Origin of the sequence: Dactylosporangium sp. CS-047395 (genome assembly GCF_050942185.1) — a bacterium.
Lineage (GTDB): Bacteria > Actinomycetota > Actinomycetes > Mycobacteriales > Micromonosporaceae > Dactylosporangium.
Map to the genome: position 1 here is coordinate 9,995,922 of NZ_CP192015.1, position 22,277 is coordinate 10,018,198.

The following is a 22,277-nucleotide window of genomic DNA, read 5'->3' on the forward strand; positions in this document are numbered from 1 at the left end:
ATGGCGAAGGACGAGAAGACCACCGAAGAGACCCCCGCGAAGAGCGGCGGCAAGAAGAAGCTCATCATGATCATCGTCATCGTGCTGGTCGTCCTGGGCGGCGGCGCCGGCGGGTACATGATGTTCAAGCCCAAGACGGCCGAGGCCGAGCCGGAGCCCACACCGGGCGTCGTGTCCGTGCTGGACGCGGTGACCATCAACCTGGCCGACGGGCACTACCTGAAGCTCAAGATGACCCTGCAGGCCACCACCGACGCCGCCGAGGCCCCGGACGGCAGCAAGGCCCTCGACATCGCGATCGAGCAGTTCAGCAACGTCAGCGAGGACACCCTGCTGACCACCGAGGGCCGCGAGGCCGCGAAGAAGAAGCTGGTCGAGGCGGTCGTCAAGGCGTACACGGAGGACAAGAAGAAAGAGGTTATGGACGTCTACTTCACGACGTTTGTGATTCAGTAGCTGCAAGCCCCGAGCCGGACCTGGAGGTTTCCGATGAAACCTTCAGGTCCGTTTCGGCCGTTTTACGTCAACCTGGACCCGAAAAGACCGATGGTAAGAGAGTGACGCAGTCAACGTCCGCGACCGGTAGCGGCCGCACGCCGGGCAGGATGCACCGGCGCGGCGGCAAGAGTTCCGGTCCCGAGCCGTATGACTTCCGGCGCCCGACCAAGCTGTCCCGCGAGCACATCCGCACGCTCCAGATCGCTTACGAGACCTTCGCCCGCCAGTACGCCACGCTGCTCACCACGAGCCTGCGCGCGGTGTCCTCGATCAGCCTCATCTCCATCGAGCAGCTCACCTACGACGAGTACATCTCCGGCCTGTCGAGCCCGACGGTCGTCGCGATGTTCTCCATCGACCCCCTGCCCGGCACCGCCATCCTGGAGTTCTCCCTGAGCACGGCCATGGCCTGCATCGACCACATGCTGGGCGGCCCCGGCGGCCCGCAGCCGCAGCGCCCGCTGAGCGACATCGAGATGCCGTTGCTGCACGGCCTCATCGAGCGGACGCTCGGCGAGCTGCGGTACGCCTTCGAGGGCATCGTGGCGCTGCGGCCGAAGATGACGACGATCGAGTACAACCCCCAGTTCGCCCAGGCCGGAGCGGCCTCCGACGCCGTGATCGTGTCGTCGTTCGAGATGCGCGTGGGCACCGAGGAGTGCGTGGCCTCGATCTGCCTGCCGTTCGGGTCGATCTTTCCGAAGCTGCAGGGCGAACGGGGCGACGCGGTCCTGACGGAGGCGCAGCGGGCGGCGCGCGAGGCCGCGTACCGTAATGTCGTTGCGGGCCTCGAGGGCGCCCCGATCGAGGTCTCCGTGCGCTTCCAGCCGGTGCGGATGCACCCCGCCGACCTCATCGGGCTGCAGCCCGGCGACGTGGTCCCGCTGGCCCACTCGACGTCCACGCCGCTCGCGGTGGTGACCGCGGACATCACGTTCGCCTACGCCGTGCCCGGCGCGCAGGGCAACCGCATGGCCTGCCTGGTGGTGCCGAGCCCCCAGCCGGGTCAACGCCCGACCCACCGGCCTGCCGGACAACTCGGCATGAAGAACCGCGCTGAGGAGACCAGCCGATGACGATCGGTACCAACGGGGCCGCGCTGGCCCGGGCCGAGGCGGCCGCGCAGGCCGCCGTGGCACTGCTGCCCGCCAGCTCACCGCTCTCCGTCGGTGCACCCACCCAGAACGCCGACGATCTGGCCGTGACCGGCCAGGCCGTGCGCGCCCGGTTCGCCGGCGCGGCCCAGGGCGAGGTCGCGATCGTCGTCACCCAGGACCTCGTCGAGGCCCTGGCCAACTCGCCCATGGGCAGCCTGGACCTGAGCCAGGCGGTACGCCCCGCGCTGGAGGCGGCCGCGGCCGTGCTCGGTCCGGTGGTGGTCGACCCGGGCGAGCTGCTGGAGCCCGGGCAGGCCCTGCGGGAGCTCGTCGCCGCCGGCGGCGTCCTGGTTTCCCTCGAGGCCGGTGAGCTCGGCGTCCAGGCCGTCGTCGGGCTCTCGGTGGCGGCGGAGGTGCTGGGCGCCGACGGCGGCGACGCCGGGGACGCCGACCGCTCGGAGCGCGCCCGCGGTGGCCCGCCCGCATTCGACCTGCTGCACGACGTCGAGATGGAGGTCACGGCCGAGCTGGGCCGGACCCGGATGAGCGTGCGCGAGCTGCTCTCCCTCGCCCCGGGCGCGGTCATCGAGCTCGACCGCGCGGCCGGCGGCCCGGCCGACCTGCTGGTCAACGGCCGGCTCATCGCGCGCGGCGAGGTGGTCGTCATCGACGAGAACTTCGGCATCCGGATCACCGAGATCGTCGGCCCGAGCGACCGGGCCTAGGGGCGGCAGCGACCACCATGGAACTCGTACTGCGCGTATTGTGCTCACTCACCGTAGTGTTCGCGATACTCTGGGCGCTGATGCGGCTGGCGCGGCGCCCGCTCGCCGGCCGCGGCGGGGGGAATCTGACCGTGGTGGCACGCCAGCAGCTCAGCCGCGGCTCGTCCGTCGCGGTCGTCAAGGTCGCCGACCGCGCCCTCGTGCTCGGCGTCACCGACCAGGGCGTTTCACTGCTCGCCGACGCCGACGCCGCACTGTTCCCGGAGCCCGAGCCGACCGGTGCGGGTCTCAAACTGTTCGGGAAGAGCATCCTGTGAAAAAGGCGGCTGCGACGGTACTGCTTGTGCTCGCACTCGTGGTGCTGGCGTCACCGGGCATCGCGGAGGCGGTACCGACGCCGAAACCTCCGGCCACTCCAACCGCTCCGGTGATCGACGGCTCGCCCGACGGCACGGTCAACATCGACGTCAACGGCGTGAAGCCCAGCCAGTCGATCACCATCCTGGTCGCGCTCACGCTGTTGTCGGTGGCGCCCGCGCTGCTGCTCACGATGACCTCGTTCACCAAGGTCTTCGTGGTTCTGTCCATCACCCGCAACGCGCTCGGCCTGAGCAACGTCCCGCCCAACCAGGTCATCGCCGGCCTGGCCCTGTTCATCAGCCTGTTCATCATGTCGCCGACGCTCTCGGCGGTGAACAAGGACGGCCTCCAGCCCTACCTGCACGGCGAGAAGACGCAGTCGGTGGCGTTCAAGGACGGCTCGGCCCCGTTGCGCGACTTCATGCTCAAGCAGACGCGCCGGGACGAGATCGCCCTCTTCACCAAGATCGCCGACCGGCCCGCGCCGAAGAACAAGAACGACGTACCGATGACGACGCTCATCCCGGCGTTCGTGCTCTCGGAGCTGCGGGCCGCGTTCATCATCGGCTTCGTCATCTACATCCCGTTCCTGGTGATCGACATGGTGGTCTCGGCCGCCCTGATGAGCCTGGGCATGATGATGCTGCCCCCGGTCACGATCGCCCTGCCCTTCAAACTGCTGCTGTTCGTGCTCGTCAACGGGTGGGGGCTGATCCTCACCGCGCTGGTGGCCAGTTACCGCGGCTGATCCGAGGTGTGTCCCTGATGACCGATACGAAGATCATCGAACTGTCCCTGCAGGCGATGACGATCGCCGCCAAGCTCGGCGCGCCCGTGCTGCTGACGGCGCTCATCGTCGGCTTCGCGGTGTCGCTGTTCCAGTCCGTCACCCAGATCCAGGAGAGCACGCTGAGCTTCGTGCCCAAGGCCGCCGCCATCGGGGCCGCCCTGGTCATCTCCGGCAACTGGATGCTGCACGAGATGGTGGCGTACACCGAGCAGCTCTACGCCCAGATCCCCGACCTGATCAATGGCGCTTGACCTCTCGCTCAACACGGTCATCGCGGTCCTGCTGGCCGCCATCCGCACGGGCGTGTGGCTGACGCTGACCCCGCCGTTCAGCAACCGGGGCACCCCGCAGACGGTCAAGGCGCTGCTGTCCGTCGCGATCGCGTTGCCGCTGGCCTCGAAGCTGGCCAACCAGGTGCCCGCGGACATGTCGGCCGGGTTCCTGGTCACCAACGCGATCGAGCAGGCCGCGGTGGGCGCCGCGCTCGCCTTCCTGACCATGATGATCTTCGCCGCGACGCAGATCGCGGGCAACCTCATCGACCTCGTCGGCGGCTTCACGCTGGCCTTCGCGATGGACCCGTTCTCCCTGCAGGGCAACGCCGTCTTCGGCCGGTTCTACGGCCTCATCACCATGGCCATCATGTACGCCACGGACGCCCACCAGCTGATCCTGCGCGGCTTCACGTCGTCGTTCACCGCGATCCCGCTCAACGGCACGATGTCGATGGCCCACTTCACCCAGCTCGTCACGACCGGCGCCGGCCAGATGTTCCTGGCCGGCCTGCAGATCGCGGCGCCGTTGATCGCCATCATGCTGGCCGTGGACGTCGCGCTGGGGCTGCTGACCCGGGCCGCGCCGGCCCTGAACCCGTTCTCCTTCGGCTTCCCGGCGAAGATCTTCCTGACCCTTTCCATCGCCGGTACCGCGATGATGCTCCTGCCCAACGCGATGGTGAACCTCACGACGCGGGCGATCGAGCTCACGCTGCGCCTGTACAGCGGAAGCTAGGCCACCCACTGTATGGGCGCCCTGGCAGCGGGGTAAACCCCTCGATGTCCTGAAGAGCAGTGGGGGAGCAAGCTCCACCCACACCCCCTCAAAAGAAGCACCGACTCCCAGTCGGAGCGAAAAGAAGCACCGACTCCTAGTCGGGGCCGGGGGCCGGGCCTAGGACGTTGGTGTGGACGCCGGCGGCTGAGCCCTTTGACTTGAGCATCATGATGAACGCGAGCACCCGCGCGACCGCGCCGAACAGCTCGGCCGGGATCTCGTCGCCGATCTCGCAGGCCGCGTACAGCGCGCGGGCCAGCGGCACGTCCTGCACGATCGGCACCCGGTGCTCGGTCGCCACCTCGCGGATCTTCGCGGCGATGAGCTCGGTGCCCTTGGCCACCACCCGCGGCGCGCCCTTGTCCGGCTCGTACTTGAGCGCGACCGCCACGTGCGTCGGGTTCGTCACCACGACGTCGGCGGACGGCACGTCGGCCATCATGCGGCTGCGGGCCATCGCGAACTGCCGGGACCGGATCTGGCCCTTGACGTGCGGGTCGCCCTCGGACTTCTTGTGCTCCTCCTTGACCTCCTCCTTCGACATCTTCAGCTGCTTGTTGACCCGGCGTTTGGCCACGAAGTAGTCGGCGAAGGCGAGCACGAGGCCGGTCGCGGCGGCGACCCGCACGACGCGCATGACGGTGCTCGCGACCATGCCGATGATCGTCTGCAGCGGTACCGTCGTCGCCGACAACAACGCGGGCACGAGGCTCTTCATCGTGTTGTAGACGACCAGTCCGAGCACGATCACCTTGGCCAGCGACTTGACCGACTCCCACGCCGCCTGGCCGCCGAAGGTCTTCTTCAGGCCCTTCAACGGGTTGAGGCGCTTGAAGTCCGGCTTGAACAGCTTGGTCGCCGGGCGCAGGCCGCCCTGGGCCGCCGAGGCCAGGATCGCGAACGCGAACAGCCCGACCGTGATCGGCGCGGCGATGATGAGCATGTCCTTGGCCCCGGCCTTGGCCAGCTCGATGGCCTTGGCCGGCTCCGGGTCGATGAACGCCTGCGTGCTGCGGTGGAACATCGACTGGGTGCGCGTCGCCAGCTCCCGCGCCATCGTCGGGATGAGGAAGCTGGCCAGCAGCACCCCGCCCCACGCGCCGAGATCGGGCGTGCGGGCCCGGGTGCCCTCGCGCCGGGCCTGCCGCTTCTTCTGCTCGGTAGGCTGCTCGGTCTTCTCGCCGGCCACGACCTACCCCGCGCTGGTCCCCAGGGCGCCCTCGATGGTCTTCATCGACCAGCCCACCGCGGAGAGGTACGCCTTCGCGAGCTCGCTCGAGGACACCGGCGAGGCGGCCAGGGCCTGCTCGTCGGCCAGCTCGTAGGCCTTGACCGTGGCCAGCACCTGGCCCAGCCGGCCGTGGCCGTCGACGAGCGCCTCGACGATCTCCACCGTGAGCGGCAGCCGGGCCGCGATCTCGGCGATCGGCTCGCTGATCAGTTCGGCCACCCCGGCCAGCAGCCCGACGGTGAACGCCGCCTCCCCCGACAGGTTCAGCCGCTCGGCCACCGTCTGGCACAGCCGCGCCCGGGCCATCGTCGCCGACAGCTGTTCCTCGGACGCCGACTCGGCCACGTCGCTGACGAGCATGAGCGCGGCCCACTGCCGGATCTTGGCCGAGCCCAGCAGTACCACGGCGTCGCGCACGGACCCCACCCGGCGCGGCAGGCCACTGGCGGCGGAGTTCGTCGCGCGCAGCACACGGTACGAGAGGGCGGGGTCGCTCTGCACGATCGACACGACCTTGGCCAGGTCCGCGTCCTCGGCCGTGACCGCGCCGAGCAGCTCCAGCCGGCGCAAACGCGACGGGGACAGGGCCACCGCGCTGAGCACCTGCGGGCGGCCGACCGCGTAGCCCTGCAGCAGGTCGAACCCGAAGCGCTTGGCCAGCAGGATGTGCTCCTCGGTCTCCAGCCGCTCGGCGACCAGCTTGACGCCGGGGTAGTGCCGGCACTGCTCGACGACCTCGGCCAGCTCCTCGGGCTCGCGGATCAGCAGGTCGAGCTTCACGTACGCGGCCAGGCCCAGCAGCCGCTCGTGGCCGAGGCCGAACACGAAGTCGTCCAGCGCGATCTCGTACCCCTGCTCGACGAGCCGGGCCGTGCCCGACAGCACCGCGCCGTCGATCTCGACGGTCTCCAGGATCTCCAGGATCGCGTGGTCGGGGTCGAACGGCAGCGGCAGGTCCCCGACGAGAAACTCGCGCGTGAGGTTGATGAAGCACTTGCGCCCGCCGACGAGCTGCTCCAGGCCGAACTCGGTGAACGCGTTGACGATGACCTGGCTCGTCGCGTACGAGCTGCGCCGGGTGGCCTCGATGTCCTCGGCGGCGCCGCGGAAGAGCAGCTCGTAGCCCACCACATGGCCGCCCCAGTCGTAGATGGGCTGGCGGCCGATGTGCACCAACTGGGTGGAGTCGGTCCGGGTGGGGGTTGTCGCGGGCTGCACGCACGAACGATCGGCACCTGGCGCTGCAACCAAAGGAAAACCCTCAGAAGTACCCGTACGCCACCGATGGGGAGGACAACGACCAGAGGTTCGGAAGGGAACAGCGGGCGGTGCCGAAGCGGCTTTCGCAGTACGTCGTGCCGATCGGCATCGTGCTGATCATCCTGATGATGGTCGTGCCGCTGCCGGCGTTCATACTCGACGCGCTCATCGCCGCCAACATCACCCTGGCGCTCGTCATCGTGCTCGTCAGCATGTACGTCAAGCGCGCCCTCGACTTCTCCGCGTTCCCCTCGCTGCTGCTCATCGCGACGCTGTTCCGGCTGGCCCTGAACATCAGCGCGACCCGGCTGGTGCTCACCAACGGCTTCGCCGGCAACGTCATCGACGCGTTCGGCCACTTCGTCGTCGGCGGTTCGCTCATCGTCGGCCTGGTCATCTTCCTGATCCTGTTCATCATCCAGTTCATCGTCATCACCAAGGGCGCCGAGCGGGTGGCCGAGGTCGGCGCGCGGTTCACCCTCGACGCCATGCCCGGCAAGCAGATGGCGATCGACGCCGACCTCAACGCCGGGCTCATCGACGAGGCGACCGCGCGCAAGCGGCGCACCGAGGTGACCTCCGAGGCCAGCTTCTACGGCGCCATGGACGGCGCGTCGAAGTTCGTCAAGGGCGACGCGATCGCGGCCATCATCATCACGATGGTCAATCTGATCGGCGGCTTCGCGATCGGCATGCTGCAGCGCGGGCTCTCGCCGGCCGACTCGATCACGACGTACTCGCTGCTCTCCGTCGGCGACGGCCTGGTCTCGCAGATTCCGGCCCTGCTGCTCTCGGTCGCCACCGGCCTCATCGTCACCCGCTCGGCCAACGACGGCGACATGGGCTCGACCGTGGCCAAGCAGCTCAGCCAGCACCGCAACGCGCTGCTGATCGGCGGCGGCGCGGCGCTCGCCCTGTGCCTGGTGCCGGGCCTGCCGAAGCTGCCGTTCCTGATCGCCGGCGGCGGCGTGCTGGCCATCGCCTTCCGGCTGCCCAAGAAGACCGAGCCGTCGGCCGAGGACCAGGCCGCGATCGCCGCCGCCGAGGCCGAGGCGGCGGCCCCGCCCGACCCGACCGAGGTCCTGCTCAACGAGATGCGGGTCGATCCGCTCGAGCTGGCCCTCGCCCCCGACCTCGTCGACCTCGTCGAGGCCAGCGGCGGCGACCTCCTCGAACGCGTCCGCGCGCTGCGCCGCAAGGTCGCCCTCGAACTCGGCATCGTCATGCCGCCCGTGCGCACCCGCGACGACCTGGACCTGCCGCTGTCGACGTACGTGGTGCGGATCAGCGGCGTCGAGGTCGGCCGCGGCCAGGCCCCGCCCGGCACCGTCCTCGCGATCGGCGACGGCCTGGACTTCCTGCCCGGCCGGGCCGGCGTCGAACCCGTCTTCGGCCTGGCCGGCAAGTGGGTCCCGGCCGAACTGCGGCACCAGGCCGACCTCACCGGCGCCACCGTCGTCGACCGCGCGTCGGTCATCATCACGCACCTGGCCGAGATCGTCCGCGTCCACGCGAGCCGCCTGCTCGGCCGCGAGGACGTGCGCGCGCTCGCCGAGGTGGTCCGCCGCTCGCACCCGGTCGTCGTGGAGGAGCTGACCCCGGCCGTGCTCAGCCTCGGCCAGGTCCAGCAGGTGCTCGCCGGGATGCTCGACGAGGGCGTGCCGATCCGCGACCTGGTGCGCATCTTCGAGGCACTGTCGCTGCAGGCCAAGCAGTCCACCGACCCCGACGCCCTGCTGGAGGCGGCCCGCGCCTCGCTCGGCCCGGCCATCGCCAACCGCTATTCGCAGGACGGCACGCTGACCGCCATCACGTTGGAGCCCAGGCTGGAACAGCAGCTGCTGGAATCGATGCGCCCGACCGACAACGGCCTGCAACTGCTCATCGACACCGGCCGCGCCGAGTCGATTCTGGCCGACCTCACGCGCCTTACCGAACAGGGCGAGGAACGCGGCGTCAGTCCCGTTCTCGTCTGTTCCCCACAACTGCGCAACGCATTGCGGCGCCTGGTGCAGATGGCGCTGCCGCGTTTGCCGGTTCTGTCGTACTCAGAGATCGCCGGGAGTACGCTGCGAATTGAGACTATTGGGGTGGTGAACGGTGCCTACCCGGTTGCTGCTTGAGGGTCGTGACCTCGAGGAACTGCTCGCGCAAGTACGCGACGAGCACGGGCCTGACGCTGTCATCATCTCGGCCGAAAAGGTTCGGTCCGGTGGTGTCGGCGGCCTTTTCGGCACCCAGAAATACGAGCTGACGGTCGAAGTTCCGGACGCTGTTCCCGCCGTTGCTGCATCATCGCCTGAGAACACTGAACCATCTGTTCCGGCCGCAGACCAAGACGACACGCCGAAACGCCAGATCACCATCGAGGATCTGGCCGCGATGGCGGACGCGGCCGAGCGGCGGGGCGAAAACCCTACGGCTGCTTCCGCCTTCGCCGAATTGCTCGCGGAGGCGCAGTCTTCGGTTCCTCCGGCTCGGCCGGCTACGGCTGCGGACGCTTTGCACCGCCTTCTCGGAGCCGATACTGCGGGGCGGCCTTCCTCTTCTTCGGGTCCTTCGTCTTCTACGGGTCCTTCGTCTTCCCCGGGTTCTCAGGGTTCTTCGGGTTCTTCGGCGGCGGTTGCTGAGTCGGCGGCGCCTTCGGTGCGGCCGTTCCGGCCTGGGTCTGATCAGCCTGTTGCGAAGCTGGGGATGACGCCGCCGCCTCCTCCGGCCGCGGTGCAGGCGGCGGGTCCGAAGAAGCCGCCTGTGGTGAAGGCGGCTTCTGATGCCGCGCCGGCTTCACAGACACCGGCCAAGTCCGCGGCTGCTCCGTCCTCTGCTGCACCCGCTTTTCCCTCGGCCTCCGCTCCTCCGGGCGCTGTTTCCCCGGACTCCGCTCCCCCGGCTTCCGCTCCACCGGCTGCAGTTCCCGCGCGGTCGCCTGCGAAGGCGGCGACGGCTAAGGCTGCGTCTACCAAGGCCGCTGAGAAGGCGCCCGTGAGGCCGCCCACTTCTCCGGCGAAGCCGACCTCGCCACCCGCTGGTTGGACGCCGGCGACACCACCGAGCATCCGCCCGGCCGCACCGCCCGCGGCCGCGTCCCCCGAACCTGTGTCCTCCGCACCTGTATCGCCCGGCGCGGCATCTGTGGCTGGGTTATCCGATGCTGCGTCGCCCGCGGGCGCGTCTTCCGAGGATGCACCGCTCGCGGCTGCCGAGATGCTCAGTGAGCCGGTCGGTTTGTCTGTCCCATCGACACCCGCGGCCGCGCCTGTCTCGCCGGCCACCGCGGCCGAGCCGCTGCGTGGTGTCCCGCCATTTCCTTCGCCGACACTCGCACCCGGGCCGATCGCGAGTCAGGCGGCGGCCGAGCGATTCCGCCCGCAAGTCCCCCCGCCGGCCCCCGTGCGGCCGCGGCTGCTAGCCGATCCACCCGCGATCGAGGTGGACTGGAGCCAGCTCGAACGACTCGAGTCGTGGGCCGAGGGGACGCCGTCCTGGCTGCCCGACCGTACCGATTCCTGGGCCGCACAACGAAGTGCGCTGCGGGACCCCACCCGCATCCCCACGGCCGCGGCGACCGACCTGTCCACCGCCGCCTGGGGCCGTCCGACCGCGGGCTGGGGACCACCACCCCCGGCCGGCACCCCGATCCCGACGGGCGACGCACTGCGCTACGCGTCCGGCCGTCCGGGTGGCCGCGGCCTGCGGTACGCCCCGCCGAGCCCCGCCACACCCTCGCACTTCGGCCGCGACACACCGGCCCGCTTCGCCCACAACGCGCCGCCCTATGAAACCCGCGACGCTCCGCCTTACGAAGCCCGCTACGCACCGCCCTACGGAACCCAAGACGCGCCGCCTAACGGAACCCGCGACGCGCCGGATTCCAGAAGTGGTGCGCGTGGGCGGCCAGGATCACCGCCGCCGAGCCGGGCAGCGTCGCTCGGGCTCATGGGTGGCGCCTTCCCGCGGGGCCCGGTGCCCCCGCCGCCGGCCTGGACCGGTGGGGCGCGGCCGACCGGCCCGCCCGGACCCGACGGATCGCCGTACGACCAGGCCGATCCCGCAGCAGCTGGACCTATCCGTTCCGAGCCGGCCCAGATCCGGCCGACCGATTCCCGGCAGGAGTCCCTAATGCCTGTTGAAGCGACCGCCACGGTGGAGAAGCCGCGTACGCCTCCCGCGAGCGAGCGGCTGGGTGCCTACGCCCAGGCGTCCGCGGCCGCGGCCGAGGCGCTGGCTGAGAAGGCCGAGCGCACAAGCAACGGCACCAACGGCGCGGCCACCGGCCCGGCGCTGATCCACAAGCTGGAGTCGCTGGGCGTGCCGTCGGACATCTCCGTCCGCGCGACCAACGGCGACACGTACGGCGCCATCGTCGAGGCCTTCGCCGCCCTGCCGATGGCCGACCCGGCGCCCGACGCGCCGGGCGAGACCCTGATCGTCGTGGGCGAGTCGACCCACGCGATGGAGGTCGCCCGCTTCGTCGCGGAGGCGCAGCGGCTGGACGCCGAGCACATCCTGTTCGCCGGGCGCAACGCGGCCGCCGCGGGCATCGACGGCAAGCGGCGCATCACCGGCGCGCACGACGCCCGCCTGTGGGCCAAGAAGCTGCGCAAGTCCGACGCGCCGAGCGTGGTGGCCGTGGAGGCGGCGCTGGACGAGGCGAGCTGGGCCGCGGCGATCGTGGAGGCCGTACGCCCGGTCGCGGTCTGGGTCGTGGTCGACGCCAGCCGCAAGACCTCGGACGTGGCCCACCACCTGCAGGGCCTGCGCCGCGTGGACGCGATCTGCCTGCGCGGCACCGGCTCCAGCGGCGACCCGGCCAGCCCGCTCTCACTGCGGGTCCCGGTCGCCCTGCTGGACGGCCGGCCCTCGACCCCGTTCCAGTGGGCCGCGATGCTGTGCGAGCGCCTGAGCCTGGTGGGAGGCTGACGCCCGGATGCTGGGGATGGCCCGCTTCTCGACCCTGTTCCTGGCGCTGCTGATCGCGTCGCCGGCGCTGTACGCCGGCTTCGTGACGCACGCCCTGAACATGCAGACGGCCCTGCTCCGCCTGCTGATCGCCGTCCCGGTGGCGGCCATCATGCTGGCGCTGTTCCGCATGGTCACGCGCGGCTACGGCGACAAGCCGGACGAGAAGCGAACCGAACCGAAGCCGGGCGACCAGGAGACCGAGGGCGACCAGCCGCTCCGCGCCGAAGCCACCGCCGGCGAGCCGTTCCAGCAACGCCGCGCGGAGGACAGCACGCCGTGAACGGCGCCGAGCCGAAGACAGCACGCGACAAAAGCGCGTGCGGCGGGCAGCGTCGCGCCGAATAGCTCAAATGTCGTTCGAGGACCGGGTGCGCAGGCCGTAGCGGCTCGCCACCGGATTCCACACGCCCAGGAACCGGTTCTTGGCGTCGGTGGCGTTCTTGGACTGCCGCTGCGCCTCGTCGTAGTACCCGTCGCCGCCGCCGTTGCACCCGCTGGACAGTTCGGCCTGCCCCCACGGTACGAACGACTTGTCAGCGGCCAGCGAGAACCCCAACGCCTCCTTCAACGCCGCGCGCACCTGCTCCCCCTCCGGAATGCCGGACAGGTCGAACTTGGTCACGCTGTCGATCTGCGACTGCCGCTCGGTCCCGACGGTCTGCATGTCACCGATCGCCTTGTCCAGGAACGAGCACTTGTTCACCAGGTCGATCGCGTCGTTGAGCTTCTTGCGACTCGAAATGCTCGCGTCGAGCACCGCATCGACCGCCGCCGCCTGCGCCTTCGGATCGGCGGTCGGCCCATCGGTCGGCGTGGGCGGCGTCGGCCCGGTCGGCACCGCGGTCGTGGGCACGACGACGGAGCGGTCCGAGGTGTCGGCCACCGGCGTCCCGCTGTCGGAGTTCCCGGTGAGTTTCACAACCGCGATGACGGTACTGGCAATGACGAGCACCACCACAATCACCGTCAACGGCACCAGGAGACGACCGCGACTCGGTTTGAGCGGCTGGTAGTACCCCGGCTGCGGCGACCCCGAAATGGGCGTGACCGAAATGGGCGCCCCGGAGACGGGCGGCAACTGCGGATAAGCCCCGGACGGATACCCGGCCGGCGGCGAAAACCCGGCCGGCGGCGAATAGGCGGCCGCCGGGGGTGGACCGTAAACGGGCGGCGGAGGCGGAGCGAAAACGGGCGGCGCCGCCATTCCCGGGTCGGAGATGGGCTGCACGTCGTACGAAACGGGCGACCCGGGGAATGCCCCAGCCGCGGGCGACAACACGGTCCCGCACTGCGCACAATGCGTAGCCGTGGGCGCGTTACCCGGGAAATAACAGGTGGGGCAGGGCATGCGGCGAGCGTATCGACCCCCGGCAACCAGCCGGAACCACCGAGCGTCCCCCGTCGGCGCCGAATCGACGACCACACCACGCCGGAAGGCCGGGCGTTTCCGCCAACCCGCCGCACCCGCACCCCAAGTCGACGGCACACGAGCCGCGCCCGCGCCGTAAGTCGACCGCACACCAGCCGCACCCCGGCACGCAAGTCGACCTAACACAAGCAGCGCCCCGAGCGGGTCGATGGATGGCACGCCCCGGCGTTTCCGCCGACCCGGCGTGCCCCGCGAACCAGTCGATGGCAGTCTCGTCCCATGGCCGACCGGTACGACGTGGTGGTGGTAGGAGCAGGCCCGGCCGGATCCGCCGCCGCCCTCGCCGCCCGCAGCGCAGGCGCGTCCGTCCTGATGCTCGACAAAGCCGACTTCCCCCGCGACAAGCCGTGCGGCGACGGCATCGCCCCGCACGCCCTGGACGTGGTCAGGGAGTTCGGCGTCGACACCCTCGCCGCGGGCTACGCCCCGGTTCCCGCGCTGCGCCTGGCCGGCCCGGGCGGCGGCGAGGTGGCCCGCCCGCACGCCCGCCCCGCGCACACGATCCCACGCGTGGTGTTCGACGACCGCCTGGTCAAGGCGGCGCTGGCGGCGGGCGCGGAGCTGCGCCGGCACGCGGTGCGAAGCGTCGAGGAGCGCGGCGACCACGTGCTGGTCGACGGCGCGATCCGGGCGGGCGCCGTGATCGGGGCCGACGGCGCGTACTCCCTGATCCGCAAGACCCTCGGCCACGCCCCCAACGGCCCGGGGCATCTCGCGCTCGCCATCCGCGGCTACGTGCACGCCCCGGACCTCGCGCCCGAGCAGCGCATCATCACCACCGAGTCGGGCTGGCCGGCGTACGCGTGGGCGTTCCCGATCGGCGACGGCCGAGCCAACATCGGCTACGGGGAAGTCCTGCGCGGCCGCCCGCTCACCCGCGCGCGGCTGCTCGACCGGCTCGCCGAACTGCTGCCCGACGTCGACACCGCGGCCGCCACCGAGCTGCGCGCGCACCACCTGCCCCTGTCCACCCACCGCCCACCGCCCGGACGCGGCCGGCTCCTGCTCGCCGGGGACGCCCTCTCGCTGATCAACCCGTTCACCGGCGAGGGCATCTTCTACGCGGTGCTCTCCGGCGCACTGGCGGGTGCCGCGGCCGCCCACGGCGACGATCCGGCGACCCGCTACCGCAAGGCCCTCCGCGCGCGGCTCGGGCAGCACCTGCGCCATTCGCGGGTCGCCGCCGCCCTCAGCCAGCGCCGGTGGATCGTGGACGCCGCCGTGCGCGCCGCCCGCAAGGATCAGCGGGTGTTCGACGATCTGATCGAGCTCGGCCTGGGCGACGGGCGGCTAACGCCGCACACGCTGACCGCGATCACGCTGGCGCTGCCAAATTCAAAGCCATGAGCTCCAGCGTTTGTACCGTACTGAAGTACCGCTCCTCCGAAACCCCCACCATCGACCGGCGCCGGATCTCGTCCACCCGCGCCCGAATGGCCGCGCGCGCCGCCGCCCCGGCCGGCGTCACCGTCCCGTCCGGAGTCAACCAGCCCCGAGCGACCAGCGCCGCCACCGATTCCGCCTGCCCGTCGAACGGATCGTCCGCCCCCAGCCCGTTCAGCACCTGCCAGTCCCGCCGAGACACACCCGAGCCGGCCAGCGCCCCCGCGAACGCGTCCTCCAGCCGGCGGTCGAGCTCGCGCAGCCAGTACCCGATAGGCTTCATCGAATCTCCATAACAAAGAGAATGTAGATAACAGAGATTATGCAAAACGAGGAAGCGGTCCTCAAGGCCATCGAGTCAGCCATGGTGACCATCCGCCGCCGCCAGACCCGCCGCGCGCTGGCCCGCAGCTCGCCCTACGTCGACCCCGCCCTCTTCGACGTCGTGGACGCAGTCGAAGCCGGCACGACCGCGCCCGAGCCACGCCCGGACGCACCGGCCGCGAAAACAGACCCGGCACGCACCGACGCAGACACGCCACGCACGGACGCGGCACGCACGGACGCGGCACGCACGGACGCGGCACGCACGGACGCGGCACGCACGGACGCGGCACGCACGGACGCGGGCACGGCACAGACGAACGTGGGCACGTCACGCACGGATGCGGCGGCCGCAGGAACGCACGCGGCACGCACGGACGCGCCGCGCGGGCGCGCAGTCGAGGCGGACACACACGCGGCCGAGGCGCGCAGGGACGCGATCGACGCACGCGCGGACGCGATCGAGGCGCGCGCGGACGCGGCCCGCGGGGGCGAGACCGAAGCGCGCGGCAGCGTCACCGTGACCGACATCGCAGCCGCGCTCGACGTCGCGCAGCCGCGGGCCAGCAAGCTCGTCGCCGCCGCCGTCGAGGCCGGGCTGATCAGGCGCGAGGCCGACCAGCGCGACGGCCGGAAAGCCTTGCTGGCACTGACGGTGAGCGGCCGGGAACTCTGCGAGCGCGTCCACGAAGGGCGCCGGCAACGGTTCGCCGAAGCGACACGAAACTGGGACCCGGCCGAGCGGGCCACGTTCGCGCAGCTCCTGACCCGGTTCGTCGACGGGCTCACCGAAACGGCGGCAGAACGGCACTGAGCGTCGATTCATCACCGGGCCGCGGTGCAGTAATCTTCGCCGGGGGTGATCTGGTGGCGGGCTCGGACAACCGGGGTGAGGCCGTCATCGATCCTGCGCTGTCGCAGCTCGCCCGGCAGTGGCTCGCCGCCGTGCGGCAGACCGGCTACCTCGACCTGAGCGCCGAGGCCCTGCAGCGGTTCTTCGAGGAGCAGACGCTCCGCCTGCGCGCGGATGCCGGCGCGGCCGGTGACGTCGGGGCGGCGCTGGTCGGCGTCGGGCTCAACAGCCCGGAGGCGCTGCAGCGCTCGATCACCGTCCTGGCCCCGGACAGCAGCGCCGAGGTGCTCGGCGGGTTCGCGGCCGGCTTCGCCCGGGCCCAGCGCCAGCGGATCCTCGACGACCAGGAGCGCATCCGGCGGGCGTGGACCCGCGCGCTCACCGACGCCGAGCACAGCCTGCAGCGCGAGCTGCACCACCAGGCCCACCACGACCCGCTGACCGGCCTGCCGAACCGGGTCCTGCTCTACGGCCACCTCGCCGAGGCGCTGCACGAGGCGGAGGACGGCGCCCGCATCGGAGTGTGCTTCCTCGACCTCGACGAGTTCAAGACCATCAACGACACGCTCGGCCACGGGTACGGCGACGAGCTCCTGGTCGCGCTGGCCGACCGGCTGCGGGGCTGCGTCAACGCGGCCGGGCACTTCGTGGCGCGGGTCGGCGGCGACGAGTTCGTGGTCGTGGTGCGCGACACCAAGGGCTCCGACGAGCTCACGGAGCTGGCCGAGGCGATGCTGGAGGCGCTCGCGAAGCCGGTGCGGCTCGACGGGCACGAGCTGGCGGTGTCGGCCAGCATCGGCATCGTCGAGCAGGCCGCGCGCGGTGCGGAGCCGGAGGAGCTGCTGCGGGCCGCCGACGCCACGCTCTACCTCGCCAAGGCCGACGGCCGCGCCCGCTACGCGGTCTTCGACGAGCAGCGCAACGCCCAGCAGCTGTTGCGGTACGGGCTGACCGGGCGCCTCGCGGGTGCGCTGGACCGCGGCGAGTTCGAGCTCGTCTACCAGCCGCTGGTCGGGCTGGCCGACAACCGGCTGCACGGGGCCGAGGCGCTGCTGCGCTGGCGGCATCCGGAGCTGGGCACCGTGTCGCCCAACACGTTCATCCCGGTCGCCGAGCAGTCCGGCATGATCCTGCCGCTGGGCCGGTGGGTGCTGCGCGAGTCGTGCCTGGCCGCGGCGGCCTGGCAGCGCGAGCACCCCGGCCAGCCGCTGCTCATCAGCGTCAACGTCTCGCCCCGGCAGTGCTCCGACCCGCGGCTGCTCGAGGACGTGCGGGCGGCGCTGGCCGAGTCCGGGCTCGCGCCGGGCAACCTGCAGCTGGAGTTGACCGAGACGGTGCTCATGCAGGAGACCGGACGGCCGGTGCAGACCCTGCGCCAGCTGGCCGACCTCGGCGTGCGGATCGTCATCGACGACTTCGGGATCGGCTACTCCAACCTGGCCTACCTGCGCCACCTGCCGGTGCACGGGCTGAAGCTGGCCGGCGCCTTCATGGCCGGCATCCGCAAGCTGGAGAGCGACCACGTCGACGAGCAGATCGTCGAGACCGTCATCCGCCTCGCGCACACGCTGCAGATGACGGTCACCGCCGAGGGCATCGAGACCGCCGATCAGGCCGCCCGGCTGGCCGCGCTGGGCTGCGACCTCGGCCAGGGCTGGCACTTCGGGCGGCCGGTGGCGCCGGCCCGCATCCCGCTCACACGCTCTCCCGCTTCAGCCTGATCCATCGGTACCCGTACGGGCCCAGCGGCAGTGCGGAGAAGTCCCCGACCTCCGGGTACTCCCGGTCGGCGAACACGTCGTTGGGGTGGTTCACCTCGGCGGCGAGGTCGGAGAGGTCCACCACGACGTCGTCGGTGCCCAGGTTGTGCAGGAACAGCATGCTGCCCGTGCGGCCCTCGGCCTTGTGCACCAGCACCCCCGGCGGCAGCGCCTGGTCGACGACGGTGCACGTGCCGTTGCCGACCTCGGGGCTCTCCCGCAGCGTCCGGATCATCCGCTCGAACCACGCCAGCAGCGACTGGTCGTCGTGGCGCTGCGCGGTCACGTTGACCTTCTCGTAGCTGAACTCGCCCTTGCTGATCACCGGCCGGATCGGGTCGGCGGCCGAGAACCCGCCGTGCTTGTCGAACGACCACTGCATCGGCGTGCGGATCGCGTAGCGGCCCTCCTGCGAGAGGTCCTCCCCCATGCCGATCTCCTCGCCGTAGCGCAGGACCGGCGTGCCGCGCATGGTGAACTGCAGCGAGTACGCCAGCTCGATCCGGCTGCGGTCGTTGCCCAGCATCGGGGCCAGCCGGCGGCGGATGCCCCGGCCGTAGAGCTGCATGTCCTCGGTGGGGCCGAACTGCTTGAAGACGTCGTCGCGCTGCTCGGCGGTGAGCCGGGACAGGTCGATCTCGTCGTGGTTGCGCAGGAACGTCGCCCAGTGCCCGCCCGGGGGCAGGTGCGGGGTGGTCCGCAGCCATTCGATCACCGGCTCGGGGTTCTGCCGGGCCAGGGCCAGCACCAGACGCCCGTTGAGCATGAAGTCGAAGAGCATGTGAATGCGGTTTCCGGTACCGCCTGAGTCTCCGAAGTACTCCGGAAGTTTCTCGGGTTCCACGTTGGCCTCGGCGAGCAGCATCGCGTCACCGCGCCGCCACTGCACGTGGGACCGCAGCTCGGAGAGGTAGTCGAAGTCCATCGGGCTGGTGGGGTTGCCCGGCTCGGTGAGCTCGATGATGAACGGCACCGCGTCCATCCGGAACCCGGCCACCCCCAGCTGGATCCAGAACGCCAGGACCTTCTTGATCTCCGCGCGGACCTGCGGGTTCGTGAAGTTGAGGTCCGGCTGGAAGTTGTAGAAGCGGTGGTAGTACCAGGCCCGGGCCTTGCGGTGGTACGTCCACGTCTCGGCCTGCTCGCCGGGGAACACCATGCCCTGGTGGCGGTCGGCCGGCTCCTTGTCGGACCAGATGAACCAGTCGCGGTACGGCGAGTCGGGCGACGAGATCGCGGACTGGAACCACGGGTGCTCGTCGGAGGTGTGGTTCACGACCAGGTCGATCATGACCTTGATGCCCCGGTTCGCCGCCTGGTGCAGCAGTTCCGCGAAGTCGCCCAGCGTGCCGAGCCGCGGATCGACGTTGTAGAAGTCCGTGACGTCGTAGCCGTCGTCCTTGCCGGGCGTCGGATGGATTGGGCTGAGCCACAGGCAGTTGACTCCGAGCCTGGTCAGGTAGTCCAGGCGACTGACCAGACCTTGAAAGTCGCCGATGCCGTCGCCGTTGGAGTCCTGGAACGTCTCGACGTCCAGGCAATAGATGACACTCTCGGTGTACCACCGCTCGCCCATGTGGTTCGGGTCTCCGATTCGGCCTCGGCTCAAACGCGCGCTTGCGTGCGTGCGGCCCGGAACGCGAGGATGGCTCCCGGGGGGCTGATGGTCGACTTCGCTGGCGCGCTACGAGATGCAATCCAGGCACGTGGCCTGGGGCTGGAGCGCATCCAGGAGCGGTTGCGGGCCGAGGGTTACTCGGTCAGCCTCGCCACGCTCAGTTACTGGCAGACCGGGCGCAGCCGGCCGGAGCGGCGCGAGTCCCTCGCGGCCCTGGCCGAGCTGGAGAAGATCCTGGAGGTCGAGCCGGGCTCGCTGGCCGCCCTGGTGGGCCCGCCACGCCCGCGCGGGCGCCATCTGCACAAGAGCCCCGACACCGTGGAGCTGGGCGCGTTCTGGTCCGAACGGGACCTCATCGTGGACCTGGCCCAGGGCATCGAGACCCGCTGGGACGAGCGGCTGACCCGGCTCTCCCAGCACGACCGGGTCAACGTGGGGGCCGACCGGGGCGAGGTGTCGTTCCTGGTGCGCCAGGTGCTGCGGGCCGAGGCCGACGGGCCGGACCGCTGGGTGGCGATCATCCGGCTGGACGTGCCCGGCAATCCGCTGCCGCTGCTCACCCCCGTGCGCAACTGTCGGATGGGGCGCGTCGTGGAACACCCGGAGAGCGGCCTGCTGCTCGCCGAGTTGCTCTTCGACCGGCCGCTGGCCAAGGGCGAGACGGTGATCACCGAGCACGCGCTGCACAATTATCCGCCGTTCCCGCTGGCGATGCAGTACGAGCGCAAGTTCCGGCTGCCAGTGCGTGAATACGTGGTCGAGGTCTGTTTCGACCCGGCCGCGTTACCCCGCGCGATATATCAGTTCCAGCAAATGGATGGGCAGGATGAACAGGTCGTGTCGATGGAGATCGACACCGGCCATTCGGTGCACGCGATCGCGCTCGACTACGGCCCCGGGCGCTACGGCCTGCGGTGGGACTGGGACTAGCACTCAGTACCGGATGGTCACAGAATTTTCGATGGCATTTTCCACAGCACCTTTGATGTGAGTGAAGAACAACGGGGCGCCGGTGTGGTGGCCAGCGCCCCGCCTCTGTTCCCGGATTTACCCGGCGTCACCATCGGAACGGCTGGGATGTCGCCGCGACGGTCGGGGTGGAACGCATGTGCCGCCTCCACAAGGAAGTCTCTTTCCTTGTGCAAGAACCTATTGGGCGGCCCCCGAGGCCATCAAGATTATGGATCGCGTTAACAGTTAACGCTCTGGGTTCGAACGGCTCTTAACAGTTAAGAGACGGAAAAAGGCCGGACGGTCGCACCCGCCAACTTGTGCGACCGCCCGGCGTCCGGGTCCCCGTGTGGTGGTGCGGTCAGGCCAGCCGCAGCCAGACCGAGGCGTCGGCCGGCAGGGTGCCGTCCTCGTTGAGCGGGACGCTGCTGAGCAGCACCTCGCGGTGGGCGGGCAGCGCGGCCGGCGCGGTGCCGAGGTTCGTGACGTTGGCCAGGTCCCCGCGGGCGAACGCGAGCACCTGGGACTCCGAGTCCAGCCAGCGCATCGGGCCGTCGCCGAGCGAGGGTTCCTGGCGGCGCAGGCGCAGCGCATCGCAGTACAACTGGAGGAAGGAACCCGGCACGCCCTGCTGGGCGGCGACCGAAAGCTCCGACCAGTGGGCCGGCTGCGGGAGCCACGGGTCGCCGGTCGCGTCGGACGGGCTGAAGCCGAACGGCGCGGAGGTCCCCGACCAGGGCAGCGGCACGCGGCAGCCGTCCCGGCCGGGGTTCACACCCCCGGAACGATGGAACATGGGGTCCTCGCGCAGTGCGTCGTCGAGGTCCTCGACCTCCTCCAGCCCGAGCTCCTCGCCCTGGTAGAGGTAGTAGGCGCCGGGCAGGGACATGGTCAGCAGCGCCGCCGCGCGCGCCCGCCGGGTGCCCAGCTCCAGGTCGGAGGGGACGTCGCGGCGCTTGTCGGCGAAGGCGAAGTTGGTGACCTCGCGGCCGAAGCGGGTCACCTCGCGGGTCACGTCGTGGTTGCTCAGCACCCAGGTGGCGGGCGCGGCGACCGGGGCGTGCACCGCGATCGTCATGTCGATCTCCTTGCGCAGCTCCGCGGCCTCCCACGGGGCGCCCAGGAACGCGAAGTTGAACGCGGTGTGCAGCTCGTCCGGGCGCAGGTACCGCGCGAACGCCTCGTGGTCGGGCAGCCAGACCTCGCCGATCAGGGCCCGCGGCGGGGTGTACGTGTCGGCGATGCGCCGCCACGCCTGGTACACCTCGTGGATGCCCTCGTTGTCCTCGTAGACGTCGCTGACGAGCGGGTCCTTGATGAGCACGGCGGCCGAGTCGATGCGGATGCCGTCGATGCCGCGGTCGAACCAGAAGCGCAGGATGTCCTCGAACTCGTCGCGCACCGCCGGGTGGTCCCAGTTGAAGTCCGGCTGCTCGGAGGCGAACAGGTGCAGGTACCACTCGCCGTCGGCGACCCGGGTCCAGGCCGGGCCGCCGAAGATGGACTGCAGGTCGGTCGGCGGGAGCTCGCCCTCCGCGCCGCGGCCCTTGCGGAACCAGAACAGGTCCCGCTCCGGCGAGCCGGGGGCCGACGCGAGCGCGCGCTGGAACCAGGCGTGCTGGTCGGAGCAGTGGTTCGGGACGATGTCGCAGATCACCCGGATGCCGGCGGCGTGCGCCTCCTCGATCAGCTTCTCGGCCTCGGCCAGGGTGCCGAAGATCGGGTCGATGGCCCGGAAGTCGGCGACGTCGTAGCCGCCGTCGGCCAGCGGCGAGGGGTACCACGGCACGATCCAGATCGCGTCGATGCCGAGCCCGGCCAGGTACGGAAGCCGCGAGCGCAGGCCCGCCAGGTCGCCGACGCCGTCGCCGTTGCCGTCGGCGAAGCTCCGCAAGTACACCTGGTAGATAGCGGCGCTACGCCACCAAGCTTGGTCGGCCACGTGGAACCTGCTTTCTGCGTAGATCGAGTGGTGAAAGCGTT

20 protein-coding genes are annotated in these 22,277 nt (G+C 70.6%); 14 read left to right on the top strand and 6 right to left on the bottom strand.

The window, feature by feature from the left end; translation table 11 throughout:
• From ACQP00_RS46715 to ACQP00_RS46745, 7 genes are all read left to right on the top strand, one after another.
• Entirely contained in the window at window positions 1–456 is a 456-nt protein-coding gene (locus tag ACQP00_RS46715; protein ID WP_433210077.1) for a flagellar basal body-associated FliL family protein, read from the top strand.
• 101 nt (window positions 457–557) lie between these two features.
• Window positions 558–1,574: a flagellar motor switch protein FliM gene (locus ACQP00_RS46720; RefSeq protein ID WP_433210079.1), complete on the top strand. Its 1,017-nt coding sequence runs from the start codon at window positions 558–560 to the stop codon at window positions 1,572–1,574.
• On the top strand, window positions 1,571–2,320 hold the full coding sequence (gene fliN, locus ACQP00_RS46725) for a flagellar motor switch protein FliN (RefSeq protein WP_433210081.1): 750 nt from the start codon (window positions 1,571–1,573) through the stop codon (window positions 2,318–2,320). The genes ACQP00_RS46720 and fliN overlap by 4 nt, the downstream gene beginning before the upstream one ends.
• A gap of 17 nt (window positions 2,321–2,337) precedes the next feature.
• Entirely contained in the window at window positions 2,338–2,637 is a 300-nt protein-coding gene (fliO, locus tag ACQP00_RS46730) for a flagellar biosynthetic protein FliO (RefSeq protein ID WP_433210083.1), read from the top strand.
• Between the two features lie 26 nt (window positions 2,638–2,663).
• Complete coding sequence (gene fliP, locus ACQP00_RS46735) at window positions 2,664–3,428, top strand: flagellar type III secretion system pore protein FliP (RefSeq protein ID WP_433210085.1); 765 nt, start codon at window positions 2,664–2,666, stop codon at window positions 3,426–3,428.
• A gap of 17 nt (window positions 3,429–3,445) precedes the next feature.
• Window positions 3,446–3,721 (top strand): flagellar biosynthesis protein FliQ, encoded by a 276-nt coding sequence (fliQ, locus tag ACQP00_RS46740; RefSeq protein WP_433210087.1) that lies wholly within the window; start codon window positions 3,446–3,448, stop codon window positions 3,719–3,721.
• Window positions 3,711–4,481, top strand: coding sequence for a flagellar biosynthetic protein FliR (locus tag ACQP00_RS46745; protein WP_433210089.1), 771 nt, complete (start codon window positions 3,711–3,713; stop codon window positions 4,479–4,481). The genes fliQ and ACQP00_RS46745 overlap by 11 nt, the downstream gene beginning before the upstream one ends.
• A gap of 136 nt (window positions 4,482–4,617) precedes the next feature.
• On the opposite strand, the gene ACQP00_RS46750 is transcribed toward ACQP00_RS46745, so the two are convergent.
• Together ACQP00_RS46750 and ACQP00_RS46755 are read right to left on the bottom strand one after the other, a co-directional pair.
• The gene (locus ACQP00_RS46750) at window positions 4,618–5,712 is read right to left on the bottom strand and encodes an EscU/YscU/HrcU family type III secretion system export apparatus switch protein (RefSeq protein ID WP_433210091.1); all 1,095 of its coding nucleotides are present in this window, start codon (window positions 5,710–5,712) and stop codon (window positions 4,618–4,620) included.
• A gap of 3 nt (window positions 5,713–5,715) precedes the next feature.
• A complete protein-coding gene (locus tag ACQP00_RS46755; protein WP_433210093.1) occupies window positions 5,716–6,972 on the bottom strand; it encodes an EAL and HDOD domain-containing protein in 1,257 nt (418 codons plus the stop codon).
• Window positions 6,973–7,082: 110 nt separating this feature from the next.
• On the opposite strand from ACQP00_RS46755, the gene flhA reads away from it, so the two are divergent.
• From flhA to ACQP00_RS46770, 3 genes are all read left to right on the top strand, one after another.
• Window positions 7,083–9,137 carry a flagellar biosynthesis protein FlhA gene (flhA, locus tag ACQP00_RS46760; RefSeq protein WP_433210095.1) on the top strand — a complete coding sequence of 685 codons (2,055 nt, stop codon included), beginning with the start codon at window positions 7,083–7,085 and terminating at the stop codon, window positions 9,135–9,137.
• A gap of 1,996 nt (window positions 9,138–11,133) precedes the next feature.
• On the top strand, window positions 11,134–11,934 hold the full coding sequence (locus ACQP00_RS46765; RefSeq protein ID WP_433210097.1) for a hypothetical protein: 801 nt from the start codon (window positions 11,134–11,136) through the stop codon (window positions 11,932–11,934).
• A gap of 7 nt (window positions 11,935–11,941) precedes the next feature.
• Window positions 11,942–12,256: a hypothetical protein gene (locus ACQP00_RS46770; protein WP_433210099.1), complete on the top strand. Its 315-nt coding sequence runs from the start codon at window positions 11,942–11,944 to the stop codon at window positions 12,254–12,256.
• 66 nt (window positions 12,257–12,322) lie between these two features.
• Here ACQP00_RS46770 and ACQP00_RS46775 read toward each other — a convergent pair whose 3' ends face one another.
• The gene (locus tag ACQP00_RS46775) at window positions 12,323–12,946 is read right to left on the bottom strand and encodes a hypothetical protein (protein WP_433210101.1); all 624 of its coding nucleotides are present in this window, start codon (window positions 12,944–12,946) and stop codon (window positions 12,323–12,325) included.
• Window positions 12,947–13,624: 678 nt separating this feature from the next.
• Between ACQP00_RS46775 and ACQP00_RS46780 the strand changes: the two genes are divergently transcribed.
• Window positions 13,625–14,752: a geranylgeranyl reductase family protein gene (locus ACQP00_RS46780; RefSeq protein ID WP_433210103.1), complete on the top strand. Its 1,128-nt coding sequence runs from the start codon at window positions 13,625–13,627 to the stop codon at window positions 14,750–14,752.
• Here the strand turns inward: ACQP00_RS46780 and ACQP00_RS46785 are convergent.
• Complete coding sequence (locus ACQP00_RS46785; protein WP_433210105.1) at window positions 14,721–15,071, bottom strand: helix-turn-helix domain-containing protein; 351 nt, start codon at window positions 15,069–15,071, stop codon at window positions 14,721–14,723. The two genes, ACQP00_RS46780 and ACQP00_RS46785, sit on opposite strands and share 32 nt — an antisense overlap.
• Before the next feature lie 39 nt (window positions 15,072–15,110).
• On the opposite strand from ACQP00_RS46785, the gene ACQP00_RS46790 reads away from it, so the two are divergent.
• Together ACQP00_RS46790 and ACQP00_RS46795 are read left to right on the top strand one after the other, a co-directional pair.
• Complete coding sequence (locus ACQP00_RS46790; protein ID WP_433210107.1) at window positions 15,111–15,926, top strand: MarR family transcriptional regulator; 816 nt, start codon at window positions 15,111–15,113, stop codon at window positions 15,924–15,926.
• A gap of 53 nt (window positions 15,927–15,979) precedes the next feature.
• Window positions 15,980–17,686, top strand: coding sequence for a putative bifunctional diguanylate cyclase/phosphodiesterase (locus ACQP00_RS46795; RefSeq protein WP_433210109.1), 1,707 nt, complete (start codon window positions 15,980–15,982; stop codon window positions 17,684–17,686).
• On the opposite strand, the gene ACQP00_RS46800 is transcribed toward ACQP00_RS46795, so the two are convergent.
• Complete coding sequence (locus tag ACQP00_RS46800) at window positions 17,661–19,301, bottom strand: alpha-amylase family protein (protein ID WP_433210111.1); 1,641 nt, start codon at window positions 19,299–19,301, stop codon at window positions 17,661–17,663. The genes ACQP00_RS46795 and ACQP00_RS46800 overlap by 26 nt on opposite strands.
• An 87-nt stretch (window positions 19,302–19,388) precedes the next feature.
• On the opposite strand from ACQP00_RS46800, the gene ACQP00_RS46805 reads away from it, so the two are divergent.
• Window positions 19,389–20,273 (top strand): hypothetical protein, encoded by an 885-nt coding sequence (locus tag ACQP00_RS46805; protein ID WP_433210113.1) that lies wholly within the window; start codon window positions 19,389–19,391, stop codon window positions 20,271–20,273.
• Between the two features lie 382 nt (window positions 20,274–20,655).
• Here ACQP00_RS46805 and ACQP00_RS46810 read toward each other — a convergent pair whose 3' ends face one another.
• A complete protein-coding gene (locus ACQP00_RS46810) occupies window positions 20,656–22,236 on the bottom strand; it encodes a glycoside hydrolase family 13 protein (RefSeq protein WP_433210115.1) in 1,581 nt (526 codons plus the stop codon).
• Window positions 22,237–22,277 lie beyond the last annotated feature (41 nt).